This window comes from Marinobacter nitratireducens, from assembly GCF_000708045.1.
GTDB lineage: Bacteria > Pseudomonadota > Gammaproteobacteria > Pseudomonadales > Oleiphilaceae > Marinobacter > Marinobacter nitratireducens.
Map to the genome: position 1 here is coordinate 202,223 of NZ_ANIE01000003.1, position 21,538 is coordinate 223,760.

A 21,538-nucleotide genomic window follows, 5' to 3' on the forward strand; every position below is an offset into this window, starting at 1 on the left:
GGGCCAGAAGGCCGGGGATACCGTCGGGTTATGATCAGGTTCAGGTTGATTGGCGTTGTCTACGCAATACTGGCGTCCGTAGCTCTTGGTGGGTGTCAGGTCGGTGGCTCAACGGTTTCAGAGAGAGAGGGGTATTTCACTTGGGTCGATGAGCAGGGGCGGGTGCGCTATACCCCGATTGCCGAATCCGAGGAAAAGAATTCGGTCCAGGCGCTTGAAGCTGATGAGGCCAGCGCGGTCGTCGACGGCGCTGCAGGTGACGGGGAGTTTAACCTTGAAAACTATCCCGACGCGGAGCAGCTCGAGCAGAATGGTTATGTCCGTCCCGGTGATCCTCAGCCGTACTTTACCTGGCAGGATGCAGAAGGAAATGTCCGGGTCAGCTACTATCGACCAGACGTTCGCTCAGACACCGACAAGGGGGTGACGGCTACGCCGATTGAGATTACACCAGCCAGTGTGTATTACCCCGGTGTTGTTCCGGTGCCGGCAGAGCCAGTTGACGGTTATGACCCGGATGCGTTGGCGGTTCTGGGGGTTGAGAACCGCTCTGAGTCCTATTTCGAACGATTTACAGAAAGCTGTTGCCAGGGCCTGGACACCGAAGATCATACGGAGTGGCAGCAGGGCCGGGAGTTTGGTGTTGATATCAGCCCAGAGGCATCGGTTCATACGTTCATAACGGGTGAGAGCCCTTTCCATCTGGTGGCTCTGTCTAGTGTGATCACCCGTCCCGATTTCGTGATGCGATTGCGTTCCTATGAAAATGACGGGGTTTTTGTACCCTCTCTAGTCTTCCTGGATCGCAACTTTAAACCGCTGCGACTTGTGACTGATCTGGTACCGCGCTATGAGCCGGAAAACTGGCACCGGAGAGGATTCCTCGAAGCCTGGGTGCCCGTTTTCCCGGCTCAGGGCGAGCGTTGGGTGGTGATATTCACCCGGGACGAGGATCTGGCTGCCCAGGAAGTTATTGAGACTGCCAGTGGGCCCCGGGTCATATCGCACGTAAGGTCGGGTGAGCTCGGGTTGATGATGTTTGAGGACGAGTGACTGCTTGCCTCAGTCCTCAGGCTGTTCCAGATCCAGCCATTGCTGTGACATCCAGTAGTATTGTCCATTGCCTGATGGGTACGTGCAGTTGTAACGGAAGCGCCGGCTGTTGAACGGTTCTGGCGCCTCCACTGAAACCGCTCCATCGCCTGTTTCAAAAATCTCAATCTGCCCCATGCCAGATCCGAAGCAGGTGAGGCGTGATGCCGTGAAACCATCCGGAAGCGTAAATGTCAGTACCGGAGGATTATCTTCGATGACACCATCAGGTAACTGGCTTCCATCAATGGGGAACGCTTTGCTGAGAAGTTTATCCTTCAAGCTACCGAGCTGACCGTAAGCATTGGCCATTGGAAACCGCGGCAGTCTTGTCGGGTCTGAGCCTTTACCAATGGCGCCTGACTGCTGTCCATAGCCATACCAGCCGCGCTCCTGAACGGCGTGCAGTAAGCCTTTGTCAAATTCACCGTATGGATAGGCAAACAGAGGTGTACCGCTCCCAATACGTTGTTGCAGCTCCTCTGCTGCATCGTCAAGGCTGTATGCGATGCGCTCTGACCATCGGTCCTGTGATTCTCCCGGCTTGCGCGCCAAGTGTCCGTGATCGGTGCTGTGATTCGCCAGGGTAACGTGCTCTGTTGACGAAATCTCAGCCAGTTGTTCCCAGGTCATGTAACCCTGGCCTCCGACGGCGTCCGTATTTACAAACACGGTGTAGGGAACCCCCCTGGATTCAAGCAGGGGCCTGGCATTTCGATAGACCGATTCGTAGGCGTCATCGAAAGTGATGGCAACGAGTTGCTCGTTTTCGGCCTCGCCGGCTAATGCTTCTCTGGTTGCACTCTCGAGCGGCACGACGGACAGGTCCATTTCTGAGATCAGGTCCAGTTGGGCTGCAAACAGTGAGGTCGAGGTGCTCGTGGATGCCGGTGTTGCATCACTGACATGGTGGTATTGGAGCACGACCAGATCTGCACAGGCATTGCCGGAAAACGCAAGAATGGCGGGGGCAAGCAGGTTGGCGGATACAAGTCGTTTTGCCATGGAATCTCCTGTATGGATCTTGTGAGCCAAGGGATCAGGGGTGGGGCAATGCCCGAAAATGGGCCTTCAGCAACGAAAACGCCTGATTGAGTCGTTGAATCGTTTCCGTTTCACCACCGCGATCGGGATGGGCCTGCATAACGGCCCGCCGGAACCTGCGTTTCACCTGCTGAAATTCCGCAGGAACCTTATCAAAGCCGAGGGTTTCCGCCGCGGCGACCACGTCTGCCCGCGCTGGTTGGCCGGCCGACCTACCAGCCCAGAAATTGTCCATCATCTGGTGGATTACGGCTTCGGACATCTCGTACTGGGACAGATCCAGGTAGAACTGACGAAGACTGTCAACGCCGTCCGGCAGACCAGTACCAGCGACGGTGTCTTGCTTTGTCAGCCGTATTGCCAGGGGGGATATGTCTAGCTGTTCTCCCGATTCCGCGACCTGGTCCCGGAGCCGGTAAAGCACATGGAATAAGAGAAAGTGAACCGGGTAGAGCGCTTCTGGTCGATGGAACGAAACCTCGCCAATCAGCGACCAGGGCGGGCGCTGCAACGCTTTGATAAGCTCCAGTTCGCTCAGGCCACCCTGGGTCTCACGAAGTTCGTGTTCCACCGCGACCAAGAGGTGTTGGATATGTGCGTCCAGCACTCTGTCGGGTTCAGGCATGTCTGTGTTGGTGTCGCGGAGGCCCAAGTTGGTCATAGTCCAATTCTAGGTGAGTCAGGCTTACCCTTAAAGGCTGGAAAGCCTGGCTATGCCTCCCAGGAACAGATTCGTAGAGAATACAGTTGCCTTGCGGGCTTCATCATCAGCCTGTTGAGGGTGTTCATAGGCACGACGTGCCAGTGCAAGGCTGATCTCGTAGGCGACACCGAAAAATGCGGCACACAGGTATTCATGATCCATGTCGGGTAACAGTCCCCGCTCTATGGCCTCCCGGACGTCTTCCTCCAGGGAAAGCATCGTTAGCCCCAGGATGTCCGATCCGAATAACTCTCGTAGCGCCCATTCATTCCGGTGTGCCAACTCGTAGACCAGAGGGTCTCGCGCTGTGGCGGTATAGAGCGCCAGGTACGCCTGATGGATGAAATCCTCCCCGTCACTTGCCCCGCGCCGGCTCAGGCTCAGGTTGTCGTTGAGCCGAGAAAGAAAATCGGTGAGCAGGGCGGCGAAGATGTCCTGTTTATTGGAAAAGTAATTATAGAATGTGCCCGCTGCCAGCCCTGTTCGCCGGACGATGTCCCTGATCGTGGAATTGTCGTATCCCTGCTCTCTGAAGCACTCTCGTGCGGCACTGAGAATCGCCTGGCGGTTTCTGATCCGGTTACGTTCCCGTTTACCGGCAACGGCAGTGGTCGAATGCAACATATCCATGTCTGTATCCTGTCCCTGGCCTCTCGGGAGGCGTATAATTCGCGGTTCATTTTCCCTATGAACGTAGTTGGTATGTCTGAAGCAACAATCGCCAGTCCCGAATCATCCGCTGCTCCGGAGCTTGAGCGCCGCCAGAAGCAGGAACTGAACAAGCTGCAGAAGCGTCTGCGCCGTGAAGTCGGTCAGGCCATTGCCGATTTCTCGATGATTGAAGCCGGCGACAAGGTCATGTGTTGTCTGTCAGGCGGCAAGGATTCCTATGCCATGCTGGACATTCTGCTCAACCTGCAGAAAAGTGCGCCGGTGTCGTTTGAAATCATTGCCGTTAACCTGGACCAGAAACAACCAGGGTTTCCTGAAGAGGTGTTGCCGGCTTATCTGGCATCGATGGGAATCGAATACCACATCATCGAGAAAGACACTTACAGTATTGTTAAGGAAAAAGTCCCCGAAGGGAAGACCACTTGCGGGCTTTGCTCACGCTTGAGGCGAGGCATTTTGTACAACTTTGCCGAAGAGCACGGCGTAACCAAGATTGCCCTTGGTCACCACCGGGACGATCTGCTTGAAACCCTGTTCCTCAACATGTTTTATGGCGGCAAACTGAAGTCCATGCCGCCGGTGCTGCACAGTGATGATGGCCGCAACACCGTTATTCGCCCGATGGCCTATTGTCGCGAGAAGGATATTGCCCGCTATGCTGGGCTGCGAGAATTTCCGATCATTCCCTGTAATCTGTGTGGTTCTCAGGAAAATCTACAGCGGCAGGTGATCAAAGAGATGTTCCAGACGTGGGATAAGCAGCACCCGGGGCGCCTCGAAACCATGTTTCGTGCCATGTGCAACGTTGAACCTTCTCATCTGGCAGACACCGATCTGTACGACTTCAAGGACGGTAAAAGGCTTGGTGGCAAGCGTCAGGCTGTTGTTCAGTCTGGTGGGGCGGAAGACGGAGGTGATTTCGGCCGGTTGGACGTGTTGAATATCTGATCAGGCAAATGCCGTCTGGACGCTTGCCCAGGGCAGGGTCCAGAGGCCAAAGGCGATCAGGAAAAAGCCGGTGGTGCGTCTGAAAAGTGGGTTGCTCTGGACGTTTCGGACCCAGCCTGCGGCGTACCCTGTTGCTAACATGGAGGGCAGGGTGCCGAGACCAAAAAAGACCATGGTCAGCGCAGCTGAAGTCACTGTTGGTTGCAGCGCTGCCCAGCCCAGGGTGCTGTATATCAGCCCACAAGGTAGCCAGCCCCATAGCGCGCCCAGCGCCAACGCCTGACTCCCGTGATTGACGGGTAAAAGTCGGCGCGTTAGCGGCGACAGCCGTTTCCAGATTGGAGCGCCCACCCGTTCGATGTAACGGATGCCCTGCCACCATTGGACCATCGATAGCCCCATCATGATGAGAAGCAGTCCTGCGATCGCTCTCAGAACCAGGCCGACCCCTGTCCAATGGGTGGCGGCGGAGGTGCTCATTATTGCAATGAGCGTCGCAATGGTTGCATAGCTCGCAATGCGGCCCAGATTGAAGGCGAGAAGCATCAGGGTCTGGCGCGTCCGGAACCCTTTGCCTACCGGAAGCGCCATTGAGAGAGAGGCACTGATACCGCCGCACATGCCCAGGCAGTGGGCGCTCCCAAGCAAGCCAATCAGGAATGCGCTGGGGTAACTGATGTAAAGCTCTGGCGCCATCAGCTTTTCGGTTCACCCTCGTCTTTGGCTGTCTCGTCCCTGTCAACACGGGCTTCTTCCGGAATCATGTCTTTGTCATCGTCATAGAGAATGCGATGGGCTGGCCCCTCCAGGTCGTCATATTGACCACTCTTCACAGCCCACGAGAACAGGAGAACTCCCAAGCCAACGACGATCAGCACGAGCGGTACCAGGATCATGACAATTTGCACGGTACTATCTCCGAAAAAGGGTTTGAGTTCACGGTATCAGGACGGAACACGGGCGCCAACCGGTGTGTTGATGCTATCCGGCTCCGATCCGGGTGTCCGGCCCAACCTGAGTGCATTGAGAACCACAACCAGTGAGCTGATGGACATGCCGATGGCCGCGAGCCAGGGAGCGACCATACCTGCTGCGGCCAGGGGCAGGGCGCAGAGATTGTAAATTAACGCCCAGATCAGGTTCTGGCGAATGATTTTTCGGGTTTTCCGGCTCGTGCGCAAAGCTTCTACCAGTTGCAACAACTGGCCATTTAACAGCACGGCGTCTGCTTTCATCTGGGTCAGGTCTGCAGCGGATCCCATTGCCACGGAAACGCCAGCTCCGGCCATTGAGGGAAGGTCGTTAAGGCCGTCACCCACCATCATGATGTGGCGTCCCTGGTCCCTCAGTTGTTCCAGCACCTCAAGCTTCGTTTCTGGTGAAGCTTCGCCAATGGCCTCTTCGATCCCGAGACGACGTGCAATACTGGATACGTGTCCAGATCGGTCGCCACTGAGAAGCACGGTGTGAATGCCTGCCTGCTGGAGGGATTCAATCGCAGCCGCGGCGTCAGCTCTCGGCTCATCATCAAGCCGATAGCAGGCCAACCATTCCTGCTCGGAGCCGAGCCAGATTTCCATGCCATCGTGGGCGCTCGTTGAGGGGGGAAGAGCGTTCACGTGGTCGGCAACAAACGATTTGTGGCCAATGAAATACACATGATCGCCGAGAGAGCCCGACAGACCACCACCGAGATGGTTGGTCACGTCCTCCACAGCAGCTGCCGGGAATCCGTGGAAGACTCTGGCAATAGGATGTTCGGAATGCTTCTCCAGGCCCGCTGCAAGTTTGCGACAGGCCTCCTTGTCCAGCGACCCCGTGGTATCCTGATCAACAAGCGCAAGCTCGCCTCGGGTCAGGGTGCCTGTCTTGTCGAACACGACGGTATCGATATCATTCATGGCCTCCAGGGTGTGCCCCCTTGTTGGCAGGAAACCAAGCCGCCGCAATTTTACAGTTGCTGAGGTAATCGCCGTTGGTGTGGCCAGCGACAGGGCACAGGGGCAGGTGACGACAAGAACTGAAAGGGTAATATCAAACGCGTTGTCGGCGCCGGCAAGCCACCACCCAATCCATACCACCGGAGCGAGGATGAGCACCCGTCCCACAAACTTTCCGGCCATACGATCCGCCATCATGGCGACCTTCGGTTTATCCTCCTGGACCCGATCCAATACTCTCAAAATGCCGGACAAGCGGGTGTTTGCTCCGGCCTTGACTACCCGGATGTCCAGCGGGTTTTCGCCGTTGATACTGCCGGCGTGTACGGTGTCTCCCGGAAACCGGGTTTCGGGGAGGTATTCGCCGGTCAGAGCGGCCTCGTTCAGCGTGGATTGCCCCCTCGCGATTTCCCCGTCGACGGGAAGGGTTTCGCCGGGGCGGACCCGGATTATGTCGCCAGGAACGATCTCATGGATAGGGAGTATGTCGGTTTGTTCACCCTGCACTCGTGCGGCAACGGTCGGATGAAAGCCTGCGAGAGCATTGCCGGTCAAGCCTGCGCGGTAACGCGCCTGAACTTCAATGTAGCGTCCCAAAAGCAGGAAAAAAGTGAACATGCATACGGACTCGAAGTATACCTCTTCGCCGCCGGCCACCGTTACCCAGGCGCTGGCGGCATAGGCCAGGCCAATGGCGATAGCAACAGGGACATCCATGGTCAGGTGTCTGGACTGAATATCCCGGCGTGCGTTCCGGAAAAACGGTGCTGCACTATAGAACACCACCGGGGTGGCGATAAGCAGACTGAACCAGCGGAAGAAGGTGACGAACTCCGGGTCTACGCTGGTGATCATGTTGAAATAAAGCGGAAAGGCTAGCATCATGCTCTGGAAGGAGCCGATTCCCGCAAGAGTGAGCCGAATCAGCATCGAGCGATGCTCTGCCTTGAGTGCCTGTTCAGCCTCGTCAGGTTGATAGGGGCGGGCTGTGTAGCCCAACTCGTGTATGGCTATCAGGAGGTTACTCAGCGATGTCTGGTCCTGTGCCCAAACCAGACGCGCACGCTGAGTCGTATGGTTTACTGAAAACGACAGCACGCCAGGCTGCTGTTTCATGTGATTCTCAAGCAGCCAGATACAGGCTGCGCAGGTGATCCCGCCAATCAGGAGTTGGGCTTCCTGACCGCCTTTGACCGGTACAACAAAGGAGCGCTGGACCAGTGGGTGATCCAGTTCGCGTAGACGGGCTACCTCCGACTCTGTGAGCTCGCGAGGTGTGACCGCGGGCTCAGTTCGGAAGTTGTAGAAGCCGGTGAGGCCTTCCTGGTGGATGGTTTCGCAGACAGCTTTGCAGCCCTGGCAGCAGAAGGGGCGCGTTTTTCCATCCAGCTCAAGGCTGATTGGCGGCTCACCAGTGGCAGGCTCACCGCAGTGGAAGCAGTTGTCCGGCATCAGCCCTTGTCAGTATCTTTTGCGCGAATGGTCAGTCCATTTTCGGCAGGTAGCCAGGCTTCTCCCTTCAGTCGCCATTCGTTGCTCGGGCCGCGCAGGTCGTAGTACCAGCGGCCATCGATGTTGTCCATCATGCGACCCTGATAGTGTCCATCGCCAGTCGCCTGGAACTGAATGGTCCGATCGTTCTGAGACAGTGTGGGGTGGTACAGGTTGAGTACCAGGTAGGGAAAGTCTGTCGGCCCCTCGGTGGAGTCCAGTGACATATAGACTTCCCGTCCCTCGAAATCCAACTCGGCTGCCAAGCCCAAAGCACTGGCCCGTTCATCCCGGGCAATGTCCATATTAATGCTCCTTCCTTCCTTGGAATAGTCATCGGTGACCATGGTGTCTTTCATGTTGATCGCGACGATGATCATGAAAATACACCAGATGATGGCTGCCAGTGGAAAAATGGTCAGAAACCAGAACCAGGGCTGGCGATACCAGGGTGCTACAGGAGCTTGTTCACTCATAATGCTATATCTCTGTGATGTCTCAGTCGGGCGCTGATCTGCGGATCAGCGCGTTGGACCGACAAATCGGCTTTCAGTTTCAAGAGACAGTGATGTATCTGTTCCCGACGTTGCCTGGAAGACGATTTCATTGTTGGATTCGTTGATGGATTCCGGTGGAACGTCAACGACCGTCGGCAGCGAGCGGTTCTCACCACTGGCAACAGTGACTTCCGTTTCGGTGAGGATCTGAATGTCTTCAAGACCGGCCACGGACAAGGTGAAGGTCTGGGGAACCTCGGTCATATTGGCTATCTTCAACGTGTACGAGTTCTCGATCCGCCCCTGGCCGTTAAAACTGAACAGTGCGCCACGATCCCTGAGAACGTCAAGTTGGGCTGGTACGCGGGTGGCAATCGTGACGATGATCGCTGAGATCATCAAGGCCAGCATGATGCCATAACCAAACGTGCGTGGACGCAGCAGCTTCGATGTCTTGCCCTCGAGTTCATTTTCCGTGGTGTAACGAATGAGCCCTTTCGGGTAATCCATTTTCTCCATGATTTCATCGCAGGCGTCAATGCAAAGTGCGCAGCCAATGCACTCGTACTGAAGACCATCGCGAATATCGATGCCGGTCGGGCACACCTGTACGCATTGGCCGCAGTCGATACAGTCACCCAGTCCGACTTCGGACGGCGCGACGCCCTTTTTACGTCCGCCGCGTGGTTCACCACGATTGGGATCATAGGACACGACACGAGTATTCGGATCGAACATCACGGACTGGAATCTCGCGTATGGGCACATGTACAGGCACACCTGTTCGCGCATCCAACCGGCATTGAGGTAGGTGGCTATCGTGAAGAAGGATACCCAGAAATAGGCCCAGCCATTGGCCTGGAAGGTGAAGAGATCAACGATCAACTCCCGTATCGGATAGAAATAGCCAACGAACGTCAGACCCGTGGCCAGTGCTATCAGAAGCCAGGCCGCATGTTTGGCCGACTTCTTGAAGAGTTTTTCGGAACTGCTGGGACTCTTGTCCAGCTTCATGCGCTTGTTACGGCTGCCCTCTATGCGCTCTTCCACCCACATAAAAATGAACGTCCAGACGGTCTGAGGACAGGTATAACCGCACCAGACACGGCCAAACAGGGTGGTGATAAAGAACAGTCCATAGGCGCAGATGATCAGCATGCCTGAAAGTAATATGAAGTCTTTCGGGTAGAATGTGGCGCCGTAGAGGTGGAATTCCCGGGCCGGCAGGTCGAAGTGAATCAGCGGCTGACCATCCAATGTAAGCCACACGAACAGAAAATACATACCCATCAGCAAGGTCAGACTGACATTACGGATGCGCTGGAAGAAGCCTTTGACTTCCTTTACATAGATCTTTTTGCGGCTGGCGTACAGCTCGACGGCTTCGCCTTTTTTATTGTTTTTGGAGGGGCCGGGGGAAGGGTCAACCTGCTTGACCGGAATTTCACTGCTCATCGTTACCTCCCGAGGATACGGAAAATCTGGGAGCGGGCCCGGAGGGGTCTGCTGATCTTTTCAAGCCTGTGCCCGCGAGGGATCTCAGACACAGGGTTGAAAAGACCAGCCAGAGCGTTACCGCCCTGACTGAGTCACTTTCAGTTGGACAGACTGTAAACGTATGCCGCCAGGATCTGGATTTGATCTTCTGACAGACGTCCTGCCTGGGCCGGCATCTGGTTCTGACGACCGTTCATGACTGTTTCCTTGATCCAGTCATAGGTAGAGCCGTAGAGCCAGGTGTTGTCGGTCAGGTTAGGCGCTCCCATGGCCTGGTTGCCCTTGCCATCAGGGCCATGGCAGGCCACACAGGCTTGAGCAAACACGCCAGCGCCAGCTTCAGCAGCAGCAGCGTCTTTCTCACGACCACTGAAGCTGAGGACGTAGTTGACGACCTGGTCAACCTGTTCATTGGTCATGCCAGGCATGACGCCCTTGGCAGGCATATTGCCCATGCGGCCATTGTGGAGGGTTTCCAGAATCTTTTCCGGAGTACCACCATACAGCCAGTCATCGTCGGTCAGGTTCGGGAAACCGACCTGGCCGCGGGCCGCAGAGCCGTGACAAACGGCACAGTTGTTGGCGAACAGGCGTTGACCAATCTTCAGGGCGTCCTCGTTGGTAGCCAGCTCTTCCACCGGAGTCTGCCCGTACTGAGCATAGATTTCGCCGTACTTCTCTTCTGCTTCAGCGACCTCGGCTTCCCACTGGTTGTGAGATGTCCAGCCCAGCAGTCCCTTGTAGTTACCGAGGCCTGGATAGAGTGCCAGGTAACCCAGTGAAAACACGCAGGTTGCCATGAAGAGGTAGAACCACCACTTCGGCAGAGGGTTATCGTATTCCTCGATACCGTCAAAGGAATGGCCCATGGTGCGGTCTGTTTCAACGTCTGTGGTCTGGTTCTTACGGGTTGCCCACAGAAGCCAGACACAGCCAAAAACAGTACCGAGCACGATCACACTGATCCAGATGCTCCAGAAGGTACTCATTGTTTCTTCTCCGTTTTTTCCTGTTCCAGAGTACGCTTGTCGACTTCATCGTCGTCGAAGGGCAGGTGAGCTGCCTCATCGTTGGCCTTCTTTCGGTGGGCGCTGTACGCCCACCAGATGATTCCGAAGAATGCGGCCATGACGAGAAGGGTTTGAATTCCGCGTAACTCGTTCAAATCCATGGGGATCACCGTTTGTCTGAAATCACAGTACCCAGCTGCTGCAGGTATGCGACCAGAGCTTCGATTTCGAACTTGCCTTCAACCTGCGATGCAGCATTGGCGATCTGCTCGTCGGTGTAGGGAACACCCAGAGTTTGCAGAGTCTCCAGCTTTGCCGCGGTTCCGGTGTGGTCGACCTTGTTTTCAAACAGCCACGGGAATGCTGGCATGTTTGATTCAGGTACCACACTGCGAGGGTTGAACAGGTGCTGGCGCTGCCAGGCGTCCGAGTAGCGACCGCCTACACGGGCCAGATCCGGACCAGTCCGCTTGGAGCCCCAAAGGAACGGGCGGTCGTAAACAAACTCGCCCGCAACGGAGTAGTGGCCATAGCGCTCTGTTTCAGCCCGGAACGGACGAATCTGCTGCGTGTGGCACACGTGGCAACCTTCACGGATATAGATGTCCCGTCCTTCCAGTTCCAGGGCGGAGTAGGGCTCAAGGCCCTCTACCGGCTCGTTGGTCTCTTTCAGGAAGAAAAGGGGAACGATCTCAACGAGAAAGCCGCCTGAGATGGTCAGGATGATCAGTACGATCATCAGGCCAAGGTTCTTTTCTATAATTTCGTGATTCATCTGGTCTCTCTCCCGTTACGCCGCCTGGGCCGCTGCGTTGTCCTGCGCAACCGCATCTTTCTGGCGAACGGTCATGTACACGTTATAGGCCATGATCAGCATGCCGCTGAGGAAGATGGCGCCACCCAGGAAGCGGACAAAGTATCCCGGATAGGAAGCTTCGACAGATTCCACAAAGCTGTAAGTCAGGGTGCCATCAGCATTAACTGCGCGCCACATCAGGCCCTGCATGATGCCGTTTACCCACATGGCGACGATGTACAGAACAGTACCGACGGTAGCCAGCCAGAAGTGGATGTTGATCAATGCAGTGCTGTACATGGCCTGAACTCCCCAAAGCTTTGGAATCAGGTGATAGACAGAGCCAATGCTGATCATCGCTACCCAGCCCAGTGCACCGGAGTGTACGTGGCCGATGGTCCAGTCAGTGTTGTGAGACAGTGCGTTCACAGTTTTGATGGCCATCATCGGGCCTTCGAAGGTGGACATGCCGTAGAAGGACAGGGAAACCACCAGGAAGCGAAGGATCGGATCAGTGCGCAGTTTGTGCCAAGCGCCTGAGAGAGTCATCATGCCGTTGATCATGCCGCCCCAGGATGGAGCCAGAAGGATCAGGGACATGATCATGCCTGCAGTCTGAGCCCAGTCTGGCAGGGCAGAGTAATGCAGGTGGTGACCACCCGCCCATACGTAGGTGGCGATCAACGCCCAGAAGTGAACGATTGACAGGCGGTATGAGTATACCGGGCGGCCAGACTGCTTCGGAACGAAGTAGTACATCATGCCCAGGAAGCCGGCAGTCAGGAAGAAGCCTACCGCGTTGTGGCCCCACCACCATTGCATCATGGCGTCAGTCACACCTGCGTAGGCAGAGTAGGACTTGAATGCGCTGACTGGCAGCTCAAGGTTGTTGCCAACGTGCAGGAACGCAACCGTGATGATGAAGGCACCGAAGAACCAGTTAGCAACGTAGATGTGCGGTGTGCTCCGCTTCATCACGGTGCCGAAGAAGACCAATGCATAGGTCACCCAGACCAGGGTGATAGCAATGTCAATCGGCCATTCCAGTTCGGCGTATTCCTTGGTTGTTGTCAGACCCATTGGCAAGGTAATCGCTGCAGATACAATGATTGCCTGCCAGCCCCAGAACGTGAAGCTTGCCAGGCTGTCAGAGATCAGACGGGCCTGACAGGTGCGCTGCACGATGTAGTAGGAGGTGGCGAACAGGGCACTTCCACCAAAGCCGTAGATTACAGCGTTGGTATGCAACGGCCGCAGGCGGCCGAAATGGGTAAAGGGCAGGTCCAGGTTCATTGCAGGCCAGACGAGTTGAGAAGCGATCAACACGCCAAGGCCCATCCCGACGATACCCCATACCACTGTCATGATGGCGAACTGTCTCACCACCTTGTAGTTGTATGTCAGGTTTGGATTTACTGTGCTCATAGCCTTACCAATGGATTTAGAATGGGGAAATGTGCGGGCGCAAGTATGGAGAAACCATTAGCTGTTTGCAATGACTCAGGTCAACTGTAGATTCCCGTCAAATGCGCCGAAATCAGCAACATGCATCCTTGCAACCTTCGTTATTCAGCGGCTTTCTTGTGCAGGTTTTAGACGTTGCTTAGGAAGCAATGATAGCCCCTTGGGCCAGTGAGGTGAATTTCGTGAAATTGATTTATACCAAAGAAACTGCAAATAGTGCTCAAGTTGTACTTATTTTAGCCCATGGAGCCGGCGCCCCAGCCGATTCTCCCTTTATGGAAGCGCTTGCATGTGCTCTGGAGCAGGAGGGAATTGCCTGCGTCCGGTTTGAATTTCCTTACATGCAAAAACGCAGGGATGATGGCCGAAAACGTCCACCGGACCGGCAGCCCAAGCTGCTGGACTGCTTCTCAGAGGTAGTTGATCAGGTTAAGGGGGCGTTGGGTCCGGATATCCGGTTGCTGGTTGGCGGAAAATCCATGGGTGGTCGAATGGCGAGTATCCTGGCGGCAGACAAGCCCGGCATTGATGGCGTTGTGTGCTTTGGTTACCCGTTTCACCCGCCCGGTAAGCTCGACCGTTGGCGCATCGACCACTTTTCCTCTATTCCGGTGCCTATGCTGGTGCTGCAGGGAACCAGAGATCCTTTCGGCAAACCGGATGAGGTTCGTGAGCGCGTCTCGGAATTAGGTGGGGTCAGCGTGCAATGGCTTGAGGGCGGGAACCACGATTATTCGGCCCCAGTGCGTCTTAAGCGCTCACAGCAGGACCTGATCGATGAAGCTGCATCCGAAACGATGCGATTTGTCCAGCAGGCCATTATTGGTCGCACTGACTAACCGGCACGGCTTCCGAGACGATCGAACGGTTTCTTCCTTGTTCTTTGGCTTGGTACAACGCCTTATCTGCCCGGTCAAAAAGCTGTTCTTTGTCTTCATTCTCCCCAAGTGAGGCAATGCCTGCGCTCAGCGTGATGCGCGCGGGTTCGCCATCGGGGCCGGAAAGGGAAATGTGTTCAGCGTTGCCAAGTATGGCTTCGGAAACTTTCTGGGCGCCATGGACGTCTGTACCGGGTAACAGCAGAGCGAACTCCTCACCTCCGAAACGAATGGCAATATCGCGAGGTCGCTTAACATGCCGGGTCAGAATTTCAGCGATGACCTGAAGGCAGGTGTCGCCAAACCCGTGGCCCCAGGTGTCATTTATGGTCTTGAAGTGATCGGCATCGATCAGCACAAGTGTGAGAGGCTGGCCTGTTCTCCGGGCTTCAGCGCAGAGCTCTGGCAATACGTTGTCCATGTGGCGGCGATTATAAAGCCCGGTCAATGAATCGTTCAGGCTAAGAGTCGCCAGCTGCCGGTTAGCTTTCTCAAGCTCTCTCATTGTATTTCGCAACTGGGCTGTACGCTCATGGACCTTGAACTCAAGTTCGGTACGGGCACCGTGCTCGACCGCCAGAAGCTTTTCATGAAGCAGTCGCCAGCGCTGGACCATGGCGTAGTTCAGGAGAATAACCTGGCCGCCCACGGCCATTTGCATCAGTGATTCCCGGGCCAGGAAGTCGGCGAGATAGCCAAATGCCGCCATCGCATAAATGAGGGCGCCGATGAGCATGATGAGCCAGGAGCCCACGTACCAGATGGCGGGCTGGTAACCCTGTCGCCAGCGAATCAAGGCAATAACAAACAGGCTGGAGATAACAACGAGCGCCAGAACGGTATTCAGGAGTATGGTCTTCGTGTAGGGGAGCACGAAGGTCAGCGCCAGGAAAACAATGCAGGCCCAGGCGAGGGTTTTGACGGCCAAGGCTGGTCTGGTTCGTTTATCGATCTCAAGAAAAGAGCCCCCGAACAGTGTCATCGACAATGCGCATAGCGCGAGAGCCAGTGGTATCGAGGTATTTGCAAAGCCGGCGCTTTCCGGCCAGAAATACTGATTGCCGAAACCTCCCATGGCGAAGAGAAAAAGCCCCATGGCGGCCATGTAGAAAGCATTGTAGAAATAGTACGCCGTGCCCGAACTGAAGAATAAAAGTAGGTTGAAGGCGGCAAACACCAACATGGCGCCATAGAACATGCCGTGAGTCAGCGTTAGATGATTGCTATGGGAAATTACCTCTTCCGGGGTTTCGAAGGTAAGAGGTACGTTCAGGGCGCCACTGCTCTTCACCCGCAGCGTGATCGTGCGACTTTCATTGGGTTCCAGGGTGACGGGGAGCAGGAAATACCGGTAGTCTACGCCCCGCGAGGCGAAGGGGTAAGAATCACCTGTCTGTATTTTCTCCGGGGAATTGGGTCCCGACTGCCAGAAAGTCACCTCATCCAGTAGTGGGTAGTTAAGCTTGAGGTACCATAGGCGCTGGGTGCTGCCGGAGTTTCGGACCTTCAACTGAACCCAATACACGGAGTTGGTATGGCTAAAAACGAGATCGTGGCCGTTGGCAGGTGTCCAGTTCAGGTCTTGGCTAAGCTGTTCCGGGGATTTTGCCTGATGAGCGGGGTCTTCCGGTGGGGCGCTGTGAAAGCATACGTAGCTCATCAATGATTGCCGTGCCAGATCATCGGTAGCATCGAGGGTATTGCATCCAGTGTCAGCGCCGGGGTTCTGGGCCATGGCGCTGATGGCAAACAGGCCAAAACCGATGGCGAGGAACAGTCGGGTCAACAGTGACATTTCGGGCTTCCGCAATCCATAAGGCGGAGAATGTAGCCGATGTACACAAGTTTCGCTGTTAAACAGATTCAAATTTACGGAGTTGGTTGCTGCCGCTCCTCCAATTGGACCGCTTATGGACCAGATTCTTCTATTCTGTCGCCCCGGTTTTGAAACCGAGGCGGGGCGCGAGTTAACTGATACCGCAGGCAACCTGGGGATATTCGGATATTTCGAGCCGGTGAAGGGGCAGGGACTCGTCTGGTTTTCCCTGACGACGCCCGCAACATCCGATCTTTTGATGCAGCGGTTGCCGCTCGAGAAACTGGTTTTCACCCGTGACTGGTTTGTGGTTGTCGGCCGCTTTCCATTACCTGACAAGGATCGGGTTGGGGCTGTTATTGATGCTATAAGGGAGCTTGATTGCGACTTTCCTGAGTGCGCCCGTCTGGAGGTCCGGCTGCCCGAAAATAACAGTGACCGGGATCTTGGAAATTTCGCCAGGAAGTGGGTGTCACCGCTCTCCCGGGGCTTGCGAGATACCGGTTTCCTGATGAAGGCCCCGGACGCGCAGGCGGACGCTCGTTTTGAGATTCTGGTGCCGGATTTCTCTGTCGTGGTGATCGGATACAGCCTGAGAAAGAATCGGGCCCGGTTCGTTGGTGGGATACCTCGCCTGAGATTGCCCGCCTCTGCGCCCAGTCGCTCGGCACTGAAGCTTGAGGAGGCCTGGAAGGTGTTTCTTCCACCGGCGCAGGAGTTGGACTATCTCGGTGGCGGAAAAAAGGCTGCTGATCTGGGGGCGGCTCCCGGTGGCTGGACCTGGCAGTTGGTTCGTCAGGGTATGATGGTCACCGCCGTCGATAATGGTCCCATGAACGAGGACTTGATGGCCTCGGGCCATGTTGAGCATGTTAGGGCAGACGGTTACCTATGGCGGCCAAGGCGTGGGATCGACTGGATGGTCTGCGATATTGTCGATCAGCCCAGAAAAACTGCAAAACTGGCGGTTGACTGGCTAGCAAATGGACACTGCAAGTACACCATTTTCAATCTCAAACTACCGATGAAGAAGCGCTACGACGAGTGGCTGATCTGCCGTGATATGATTGAATCCGGTCTGGCAGAGGCCGGGGTTGGATACCAGCTCCGTGCCCGCCACCTGTACCATGACCGGGAAGAAATTACGTGTTTCATCGAGCGAACTGGTTAGACAGAACTTTGCTCCAATACAGTAATGGTCTCGTCGCGGTCCATCATTGGAACCAATTCACTCATCAGGTCCCGTCGTGCTTCCGAATGGTACCAGCGGTCCCAGTCGGCCTCAGAGCGCCAGTTGGCAAGAGTAATTCGGTGATTGGGGTCATGGCTGTCGGAGAGTGTCTCCCCGGAAATAAACCCCGGCGCTGCGACGGCTTGTTGGAGGACTTTGCGAGCGCGTTCCTCGTAAGCGGATTCCAGAGATTCGGCGATATGGCGTTCGATCAATACCCGGATCATTGTGTACCCCTCAATTATTCACGGTTATAAACAGTAATTTAGCAGATATTTTTGAAAATACAGGTGAAATTCAAGGAGCTGGCTTTGGTGGCAGACGCGTATGAATCCGAGTTGGATGCCCGGGGTTTATTCTGCCCGGAACCGGTCATGATGCTGCACAACCGTATCAATGACGTGTTGCCGGGAGAGATCCTGAGAGTCCTCGCAACCGACCCTTCAACCACGCGGGATATCCCGAGGTTTTGTCAGTTTCTGGGCCATGAATTGGTCAGCGAAGCTGAAAAAGATGGAGAATACGTGTATCTGATCCGTCGTGGGGGTGCTTGACGACGTTTCAGGCGCCCAGCTTGAGACCTTTCAGGTGCGCAACAAACTCTTCCTTATCCATTTCTCCCAGAACTCGTTGCTCTGTCCGTTCATTACCGTTCCGGCCGTAAAAAAGAATGGCCGGTGGGCCGAATAGACCGAGTTCATTTAACAGAGCTTGCTGTTCGGGCGTATTTTCAGTGATGTCGATTTGGAGCAGTCTGAATGACGACATGGCCGCTTGTACGTCGGGATGGCTGAATACGTTGCGCTCCATGACTTTGCAAGAGATGCACCAGTCGGCATAGAAATCGAGCATCACGGGTTGCTGCCGGGTGCTTGCCTGACTCAGGAGTTCCCGGATCTCCACAGGCGAGTCGGTGCGGAGGAAGCCGCCGTGCTCTGCTACCGCGATGGGGGAGGCAGCGGATGATGGCGACGCTGCAATAGCTGCCGTAAAGGGTGCCAGAGGTCTGAGCGGATCGTTTGCGCCGCTGACTGCGCCGGCCAGCAATGCAATACCATAGGCGAACATAACCAGCCCGAGTCCTTTACGGGTGCGTTCCCAGCCGGCTTTGGCCGCATCGAAGGCGCCGAGCTGAACGCCCGTGATTGCAACCAGCATTCCCCACAGGAACAGAGACGCCCATGCTGGCACCAGTCGCTCAACAAGCCAGATGGCAACGGCCAGCAACATCACCCCATAGAAGTGTTTGACCGAGGTCATCCAGTGGCCTGTGGTCGGCAGAAGTTTGCGTCCACCTACGGCAACCAGAATCAGGGGGACGCCCATGCCGAGGCCGAGTGCAAAAAGAGAGAGTCCGCCGATAACTGCATCCTGGGTTGTCGATATGTACAGCAGGCTGCCGGCGAGAGGGGCCGACACGCAGGGAGAGACAATCAGTGCAGACAGCGCACCGATGCCGAAAATGCTCAGCACCCTGGAACCTGTCAGGCGATGGCTTGCATCATTCAGGGGCTCCCGGATGAAGCGCGGCATTTGTATCTCGAACAAGTCGAACATGGAGAGCGCAAAGATGACGAAAAGAACCGCAAACACGCTGAGCACGAGGGGAGATTGCAGCTGGGCCTGAAGATTGAAACTGGCTCCCAGCAGACCTGTGATCACACCTGCAGCTGCGTAAGTCAGGGCCATACCCGTTACGTAGCTGCTTGACAGCATCAACGCGTGGCCAGTGGTTCGTGTGTTGTGGCCGGACACCAGGCTCGAGATGATGGGGACCATTGGCAGCACGCACGGTGTAAACGTCAGGCCGAGGCCGAGCAGGAAGAACACGCCGACAATCACGGCGGTGGACTGGCGGGCCAGGAAACCGGCAAGCCCTGTTGCGGAGGACGTGTCGAGCTCCTCTGTCTCTGCGGTCTCATTCCCAGCGGAAGAGCCTTTTCCTGAGGCTGTAGGTGAAGGTTCCGCTGCGGCCGTTGCTGAAGTGCCCGGATAGAACAGAACCTCACGTGTTTGAGGTGGGTAGCAAAGGCCGGCTTTGGCGCAGCCCTGATAGGTAACCTGTAGCGTGGCCTCTTCGACACCGCTTGCCAGGCTAACGGGAATTCGTGCCTCGACCGGGTCGTAGAAAACCTCAACGTCGCCGAAATATTCGTCCTGGTAAGCCTCGCTCTCCAGCGAGTAGGCGGGCTTACCGAGGGTAGCGCCGTCGGAATCGGACCTGACGCTGATTCGCCCTTTATAGAGATAATGGCCGGGTGTGATATCCCACGACAGTACAACGGCCGTGTCGTCGGTGCGATAGCTGAAAGGTAAGGCTTCGTCGACAGGCAGGAAGCCATTATTACTGTTTCCAAAAAGCGAAGAGCCGTTGCCCAGTGCCAGGCTTGGCAACGACGCACCGAGCAGGGGCAGAGCAACCAGCAGGTAGGCGATCAACCATTGTAGAGAGAGCTTCCGGGGACGAGTGGCTGATTTGCTCATGGGGCGTCGCTAATCCTGTCTGTGGAAAGGTTCGGGCCAGTGGACATAAAGTGGGGAATAAAGTTCCCTCTGGTATTGACGCGGGTAAAGTCGCACAATAGCCACCCAATGAAACACTGTCCAAATGATCTTATCATGCTGTTTAATGACCTGTTCCGGGAAGAGTACCGGACCATTCTGGTCAAGGGCAGTGATGAGCCAGAGTATATCCCTGTGTCCGATCCGGGTGGAATGGCCAAAGTGGTTTTTGCTCACGGATATTATGCCAGCGCTTTGCACGAAATCAGTCATTGGTGTATTGCAGGTGCGCATAGGCGCACACTTCACGACTATGGTTACTGGTACTGTCCCGATGGGAGGACACCGGAACAGCAGCGGCAATTTGAGCAGGTTGAGGTAAAGCCGCAGGCGATTGAGTGGCTTTTTTCCCTCGCTGCCGGCACCCGCTTTCACATCAGCGTGGACAACTTGAGTGGAAACGGTGCGGCGGACGATACCGGATTCCGCCAGCGGGTAAGGACGCAGGCTGGGCAGTACCTGAAATCCGGCCTGCCGTTGCGGGCAACCCAGTTTTTTGACGCATTGATGACCTTTTATGGCACCGGCGAACAGCTTGCTCAGGTATGGGAGCAGGACAAACATCGTATTGCGCCGTTGCAAACTGAATCCGACGTTCGAATAGAAACAGAGGCTGTATGACATCTGACACAAAGCACACCGGTGATCTGCGATTCCAGGATCTCCATCTGGACAAGCGTTTGCTGGACGCCATTACGGCCATTGGCTTTGAATACTGCACCCCGATACAGGCGGAAACCCTGCCATGGACCCTTGCTTGCGAGGATCTGATTGGTCAGGCCCAGACCGGAACAGGCAAGACCGCCGCGTTTCTGATTACGGCAATTCAAACGCTTCTTGAGACGCCCGTTCCCGAGAAAGAGCGGTTTGCATCGGAGCCCAGGGTCCTGGCGTTGGCACCTACCCGTGAACTGGCCATGCAGATTGCCAAGGACGCAGAGCAGCTGTGCAAGCATACCGGTCACAACGTAGTCACCGTTGTCGGCGGGATGAATTACGACAAACAGCGGGACCAGCTGCAGAACGAGATCGTGGATATCCTGGTCGCGACGCCCGGGCGCCTGATCGATTTCCTCGGCTCCCAGGATGTCTTCCTGGATCAACTTGATATCCTGATCCTCGACGAGGCGGACCGGATGCTGGATATGGGATTCATTCCGGACGTCAAACGCATCATCCGCAAGTGCACGCCAAAAGATGACCGCCAGACTCTTCTGTTCTCAGCCACCTTCAACCAGGACGTGCTGAATCTGGCGTCCATGTGGACCAAGAATGCCGAGTTCGTTGAAATCGAGCCGGAACAGAAAACTGCCGAGCGTGTGGAACAGACGGTCTACCTGATTGGCGAAGAAGAAAAGCTGCCGGTATTGGTCAATTACCTGAAAAATCCGGATGTGGAGAAGGCCATTGTCTTCGCCAATCGTCGGGACCAGTGTCGTGACCTGGAAGAGGACCTGCGTAACCAGGGTGTCAAAGTGGCACTGATGTCCGGCGAAATCGCGCAGAACAAACGTCTGAAGACCCTGGAACAGTTCAAAAAAGGGACCATTCAGGTTCTGGTTGCGACAGATGTTGCGGGCCGTGGTATCCACGTGAACGGTGTCACCCACGTCTTTAACTATAATCTGCCAGAGAACGCCGAAGATTATGTGCATCGGATTGGTCGTACCGGCCGGGCAGGGCAGACGGGTGTTTCTGTCAGTTTTGCCGGAGAGGACGACTCCTTTGCGCTGCCGGAAATTGAAAAATACATCAGCCAGAAGCTGAAAACCGCTGTACCGGATGAAAACCTGATGGCACCGCTGGAGAAACCACGCATCACGCGCCGGCGTGGCGGCGGTGGACGTCGTCCCCAGGGCGGTCGAAATCAGCGCCCGCGCAGGAACTGACAGGACAG

The 21,538-nt window shown here is 55.7% G+C and carries 22 protein-coding genes; 7 read left to right on the forward strand and 15 right to left on the reverse strand.

The window, feature by feature from the left end:
- Positions 1 to 30 precede the first annotated feature (30 nt).
- A complete protein-coding gene (locus D777_RS02775; RefSeq protein WP_036128529.1) occupies positions 31 to 1,053 on the forward strand; it encodes a MalM family protein in 1,023 nt (340 codons plus the stop codon).
- A gap of 9 nt (positions 1,054 to 1,062) precedes the next feature.
- Here D777_RS02775 and D777_RS02780 read toward each other — a convergent pair whose 3' ends face one another.
- Genes D777_RS02780 through D777_RS02790 form a run of 3 tightly spaced genes read right to left on the reverse strand, consistent with a single transcriptional unit; the run spans position 1,063 to position 3,469 of the window.
- Positions 1,063 to 2,097 carry a polysaccharide deacetylase family protein gene (locus tag D777_RS02780; protein ID WP_036128531.1) on the reverse strand — a complete coding sequence of 345 codons (1,035 nt, stop codon included), beginning with the start codon at positions 2,095 to 2,097 and terminating at the stop codon, positions 1,063 to 1,065.
- A 34-nt stretch (positions 2,098 to 2,131) separates the two neighbouring features.
- A complete protein-coding gene (locus D777_RS02785) occupies positions 2,132 to 2,797 on the reverse strand; it encodes a DNA-J related domain-containing protein (protein ID WP_036128532.1) in 666 nt (221 codons plus the stop codon).
- Positions 2,798 to 2,827: 30 nt separating this feature from the next.
- Entirely contained in the window at positions 2,828 to 3,469 is a 642-nt protein-coding gene (locus D777_RS02790) for a TetR/AcrR family transcriptional regulator (RefSeq protein WP_036128533.1), read from the reverse strand.
- A gap of 72 nt (positions 3,470 to 3,541) precedes the next feature.
- On the opposite strand from D777_RS02790, the gene ttcA reads away from it, so the two are divergent.
- Positions 3,542 to 4,459 carry a tRNA 2-thiocytidine(32) synthetase TtcA gene (gene ttcA / locus D777_RS02795; protein WP_036129563.1) on the forward strand — a complete coding sequence of 306 codons (918 nt, stop codon included), beginning with the start codon at positions 3,542 to 3,544 and terminating at the stop codon, positions 4,457 to 4,459.
- On the opposite strand, the gene D777_RS02800 is transcribed toward ttcA, so the two are convergent.
- The 9 genes from D777_RS02800 to ccoN form a co-directional block, all read right to left on the reverse strand.
- Positions 4,460 to 5,155 carry a sulfite exporter TauE/SafE family protein gene (locus tag D777_RS02800; RefSeq protein ID WP_036128536.1) on the reverse strand — a complete coding sequence of 232 codons (696 nt, stop codon included), beginning with the start codon at positions 5,153 to 5,155 and terminating at the stop codon, positions 4,460 to 4,462. It abuts the gene before it with no gap.
- Entirely contained in the window at positions 5,155 to 5,367 is a 213-nt protein-coding gene (ccoS, locus tag D777_RS02805; RefSeq protein ID WP_036128537.1) for a cbb3-type cytochrome oxidase assembly protein CcoS, read from the reverse strand. The genes D777_RS02800 and ccoS overlap by 1 nt, the downstream gene beginning before the upstream one ends.
- Positions 5,368 to 5,403: 36 nt before the next feature.
- A complete protein-coding gene (locus D777_RS02810; protein WP_036128539.1) occupies positions 5,404 to 7,851 on the reverse strand; it encodes a heavy metal translocating P-type ATPase in 2,448 nt (815 codons plus the stop codon).
- Complete coding sequence (locus D777_RS02815) at positions 7,851 to 8,366, reverse strand: FixH family protein (protein WP_036128541.1); 516 nt, start codon at positions 8,364 to 8,366, stop codon at positions 7,851 to 7,853. The genes D777_RS02810 and D777_RS02815 overlap by 1 nt, the downstream gene beginning before the upstream one ends.
- Before the next feature lie 45 nt (positions 8,367 to 8,411).
- Positions 8,412 to 9,842, reverse strand: a complete 1,431-nt coding sequence (ccoG, locus tag D777_RS02820; protein ID WP_036128543.1) for a cytochrome c oxidase accessory protein CcoG — start codon at positions 9,840 to 9,842, stop codon at positions 8,412 to 8,414.
- Between the two features lie 140 nt (positions 9,843 to 9,982).
- Positions 9,983 to 10,873, reverse strand: coding sequence for a cytochrome-c oxidase, cbb3-type subunit III (ccoP, locus tag D777_RS02825; protein WP_036128545.1), 891 nt, complete (start codon positions 10,871 to 10,873; stop codon positions 9,983 to 9,985).
- Entirely contained in the window at positions 10,870 to 11,055 is a 186-nt protein-coding gene (locus D777_RS02830) for a CcoQ/FixQ family Cbb3-type cytochrome c oxidase assembly chaperone (protein ID WP_036128546.1), read from the reverse strand. The genes ccoP and D777_RS02830 overlap by 4 nt, the downstream gene beginning before the upstream one ends.
- Before the next feature lie 5 nt (positions 11,056 to 11,060).
- Positions 11,061 to 11,669, reverse strand: coding sequence for a cytochrome-c oxidase, cbb3-type subunit II (gene ccoO / locus D777_RS02835; protein WP_036128549.1), 609 nt, complete (start codon positions 11,667 to 11,669; stop codon positions 11,061 to 11,063).
- A gap of 15 nt (positions 11,670 to 11,684) precedes the next feature.
- Entirely contained in the window at positions 11,685 to 13,115 is a 1,431-nt protein-coding gene (gene ccoN, locus D777_RS02840; RefSeq protein WP_036128550.1) for a cytochrome-c oxidase, cbb3-type subunit I, read from the reverse strand.
- Between the two features lie 188 nt (positions 13,116 to 13,303).
- On the opposite strand from ccoN, the gene D777_RS02845 reads away from it, so the two are divergent.
- Positions 13,304 to 13,993, forward strand: a complete 690-nt coding sequence (locus D777_RS02845) for an alpha/beta family hydrolase (RefSeq protein WP_081849450.1) — start codon at positions 13,304 to 13,306, stop codon at positions 13,991 to 13,993.
- Here the strand turns inward: D777_RS02845 and D777_RS02850 are convergent.
- Positions 13,974 to 15,827: a sensor domain-containing diguanylate cyclase gene (locus D777_RS02850; protein WP_036128552.1), complete on the reverse strand. Its 1,854-nt coding sequence runs from the start codon at positions 15,825 to 15,827 to the stop codon at positions 13,974 to 13,976. The genes D777_RS02845 and D777_RS02850 overlap by 20 nt on opposite strands.
- Positions 15,828 to 15,942: 115 nt before the next feature.
- Between D777_RS02850 and rlmM the strand changes: the two genes are divergently transcribed.
- Complete coding sequence (gene rlmM, locus D777_RS02855; protein ID WP_036128554.1) at positions 15,943 to 17,019, forward strand: 23S rRNA (cytidine(2498)-2'-O)-methyltransferase RlmM; 1,077 nt, start codon at positions 15,943 to 15,945, stop codon at positions 17,017 to 17,019.
- Here the strand turns inward: rlmM and D777_RS02860 are convergent.
- The gene (locus tag D777_RS02860) at positions 17,016 to 17,306 is read right to left on the reverse strand and encodes an antibiotic biosynthesis monooxygenase family protein (RefSeq protein ID WP_036128556.1); all 291 of its coding nucleotides are present in this window, start codon (positions 17,304 to 17,306) and stop codon (positions 17,016 to 17,018) included. The genes rlmM and D777_RS02860 overlap by 4 nt on opposite strands.
- A 78-nt stretch (positions 17,307 to 17,384) precedes the next feature.
- On the opposite strand from D777_RS02860, the gene tusA reads away from it, so the two are divergent.
- Positions 17,385 to 17,633 (forward strand): sulfurtransferase TusA, encoded by a 249-nt coding sequence (tusA, locus tag D777_RS02865; RefSeq protein ID WP_406564759.1) that lies wholly within the window; start codon positions 17,385 to 17,387, stop codon positions 17,631 to 17,633.
- 7 nt (positions 17,634 to 17,640) lie between these two features.
- Here the strand turns inward: tusA and dsbD are convergent, their stop codons facing one another.
- Positions 17,641 to 19,563: a protein-disulfide reductase DsbD gene (gene dsbD / locus D777_RS02870; protein ID WP_036128558.1), complete on the reverse strand. Its 1,923-nt coding sequence runs from the start codon at positions 19,561 to 19,563 to the stop codon at positions 17,641 to 17,643.
- Positions 19,564 to 19,671: 108 nt separating this feature from the next.
- On the opposite strand from dsbD, the gene D777_RS02875 reads away from it, so the two are divergent.
- Positions 19,672 to 20,262, forward strand: a complete 591-nt coding sequence (locus tag D777_RS02875; protein WP_036128560.1) for an elongation factor P hydroxylase — start codon at positions 19,672 to 19,674, stop codon at positions 20,260 to 20,262.
- Positions 20,259 to 21,530, forward strand: coding sequence for a DEAD/DEAH box helicase (locus D777_RS02880; RefSeq protein WP_036128562.1), 1,272 nt, complete (start codon positions 20,259 to 20,261; stop codon positions 21,528 to 21,530). The genes D777_RS02875 and D777_RS02880 overlap by 4 nt, the downstream gene beginning before the upstream one ends.
- Positions 21,531 to 21,538: the final 8 nt, after the last annotated feature.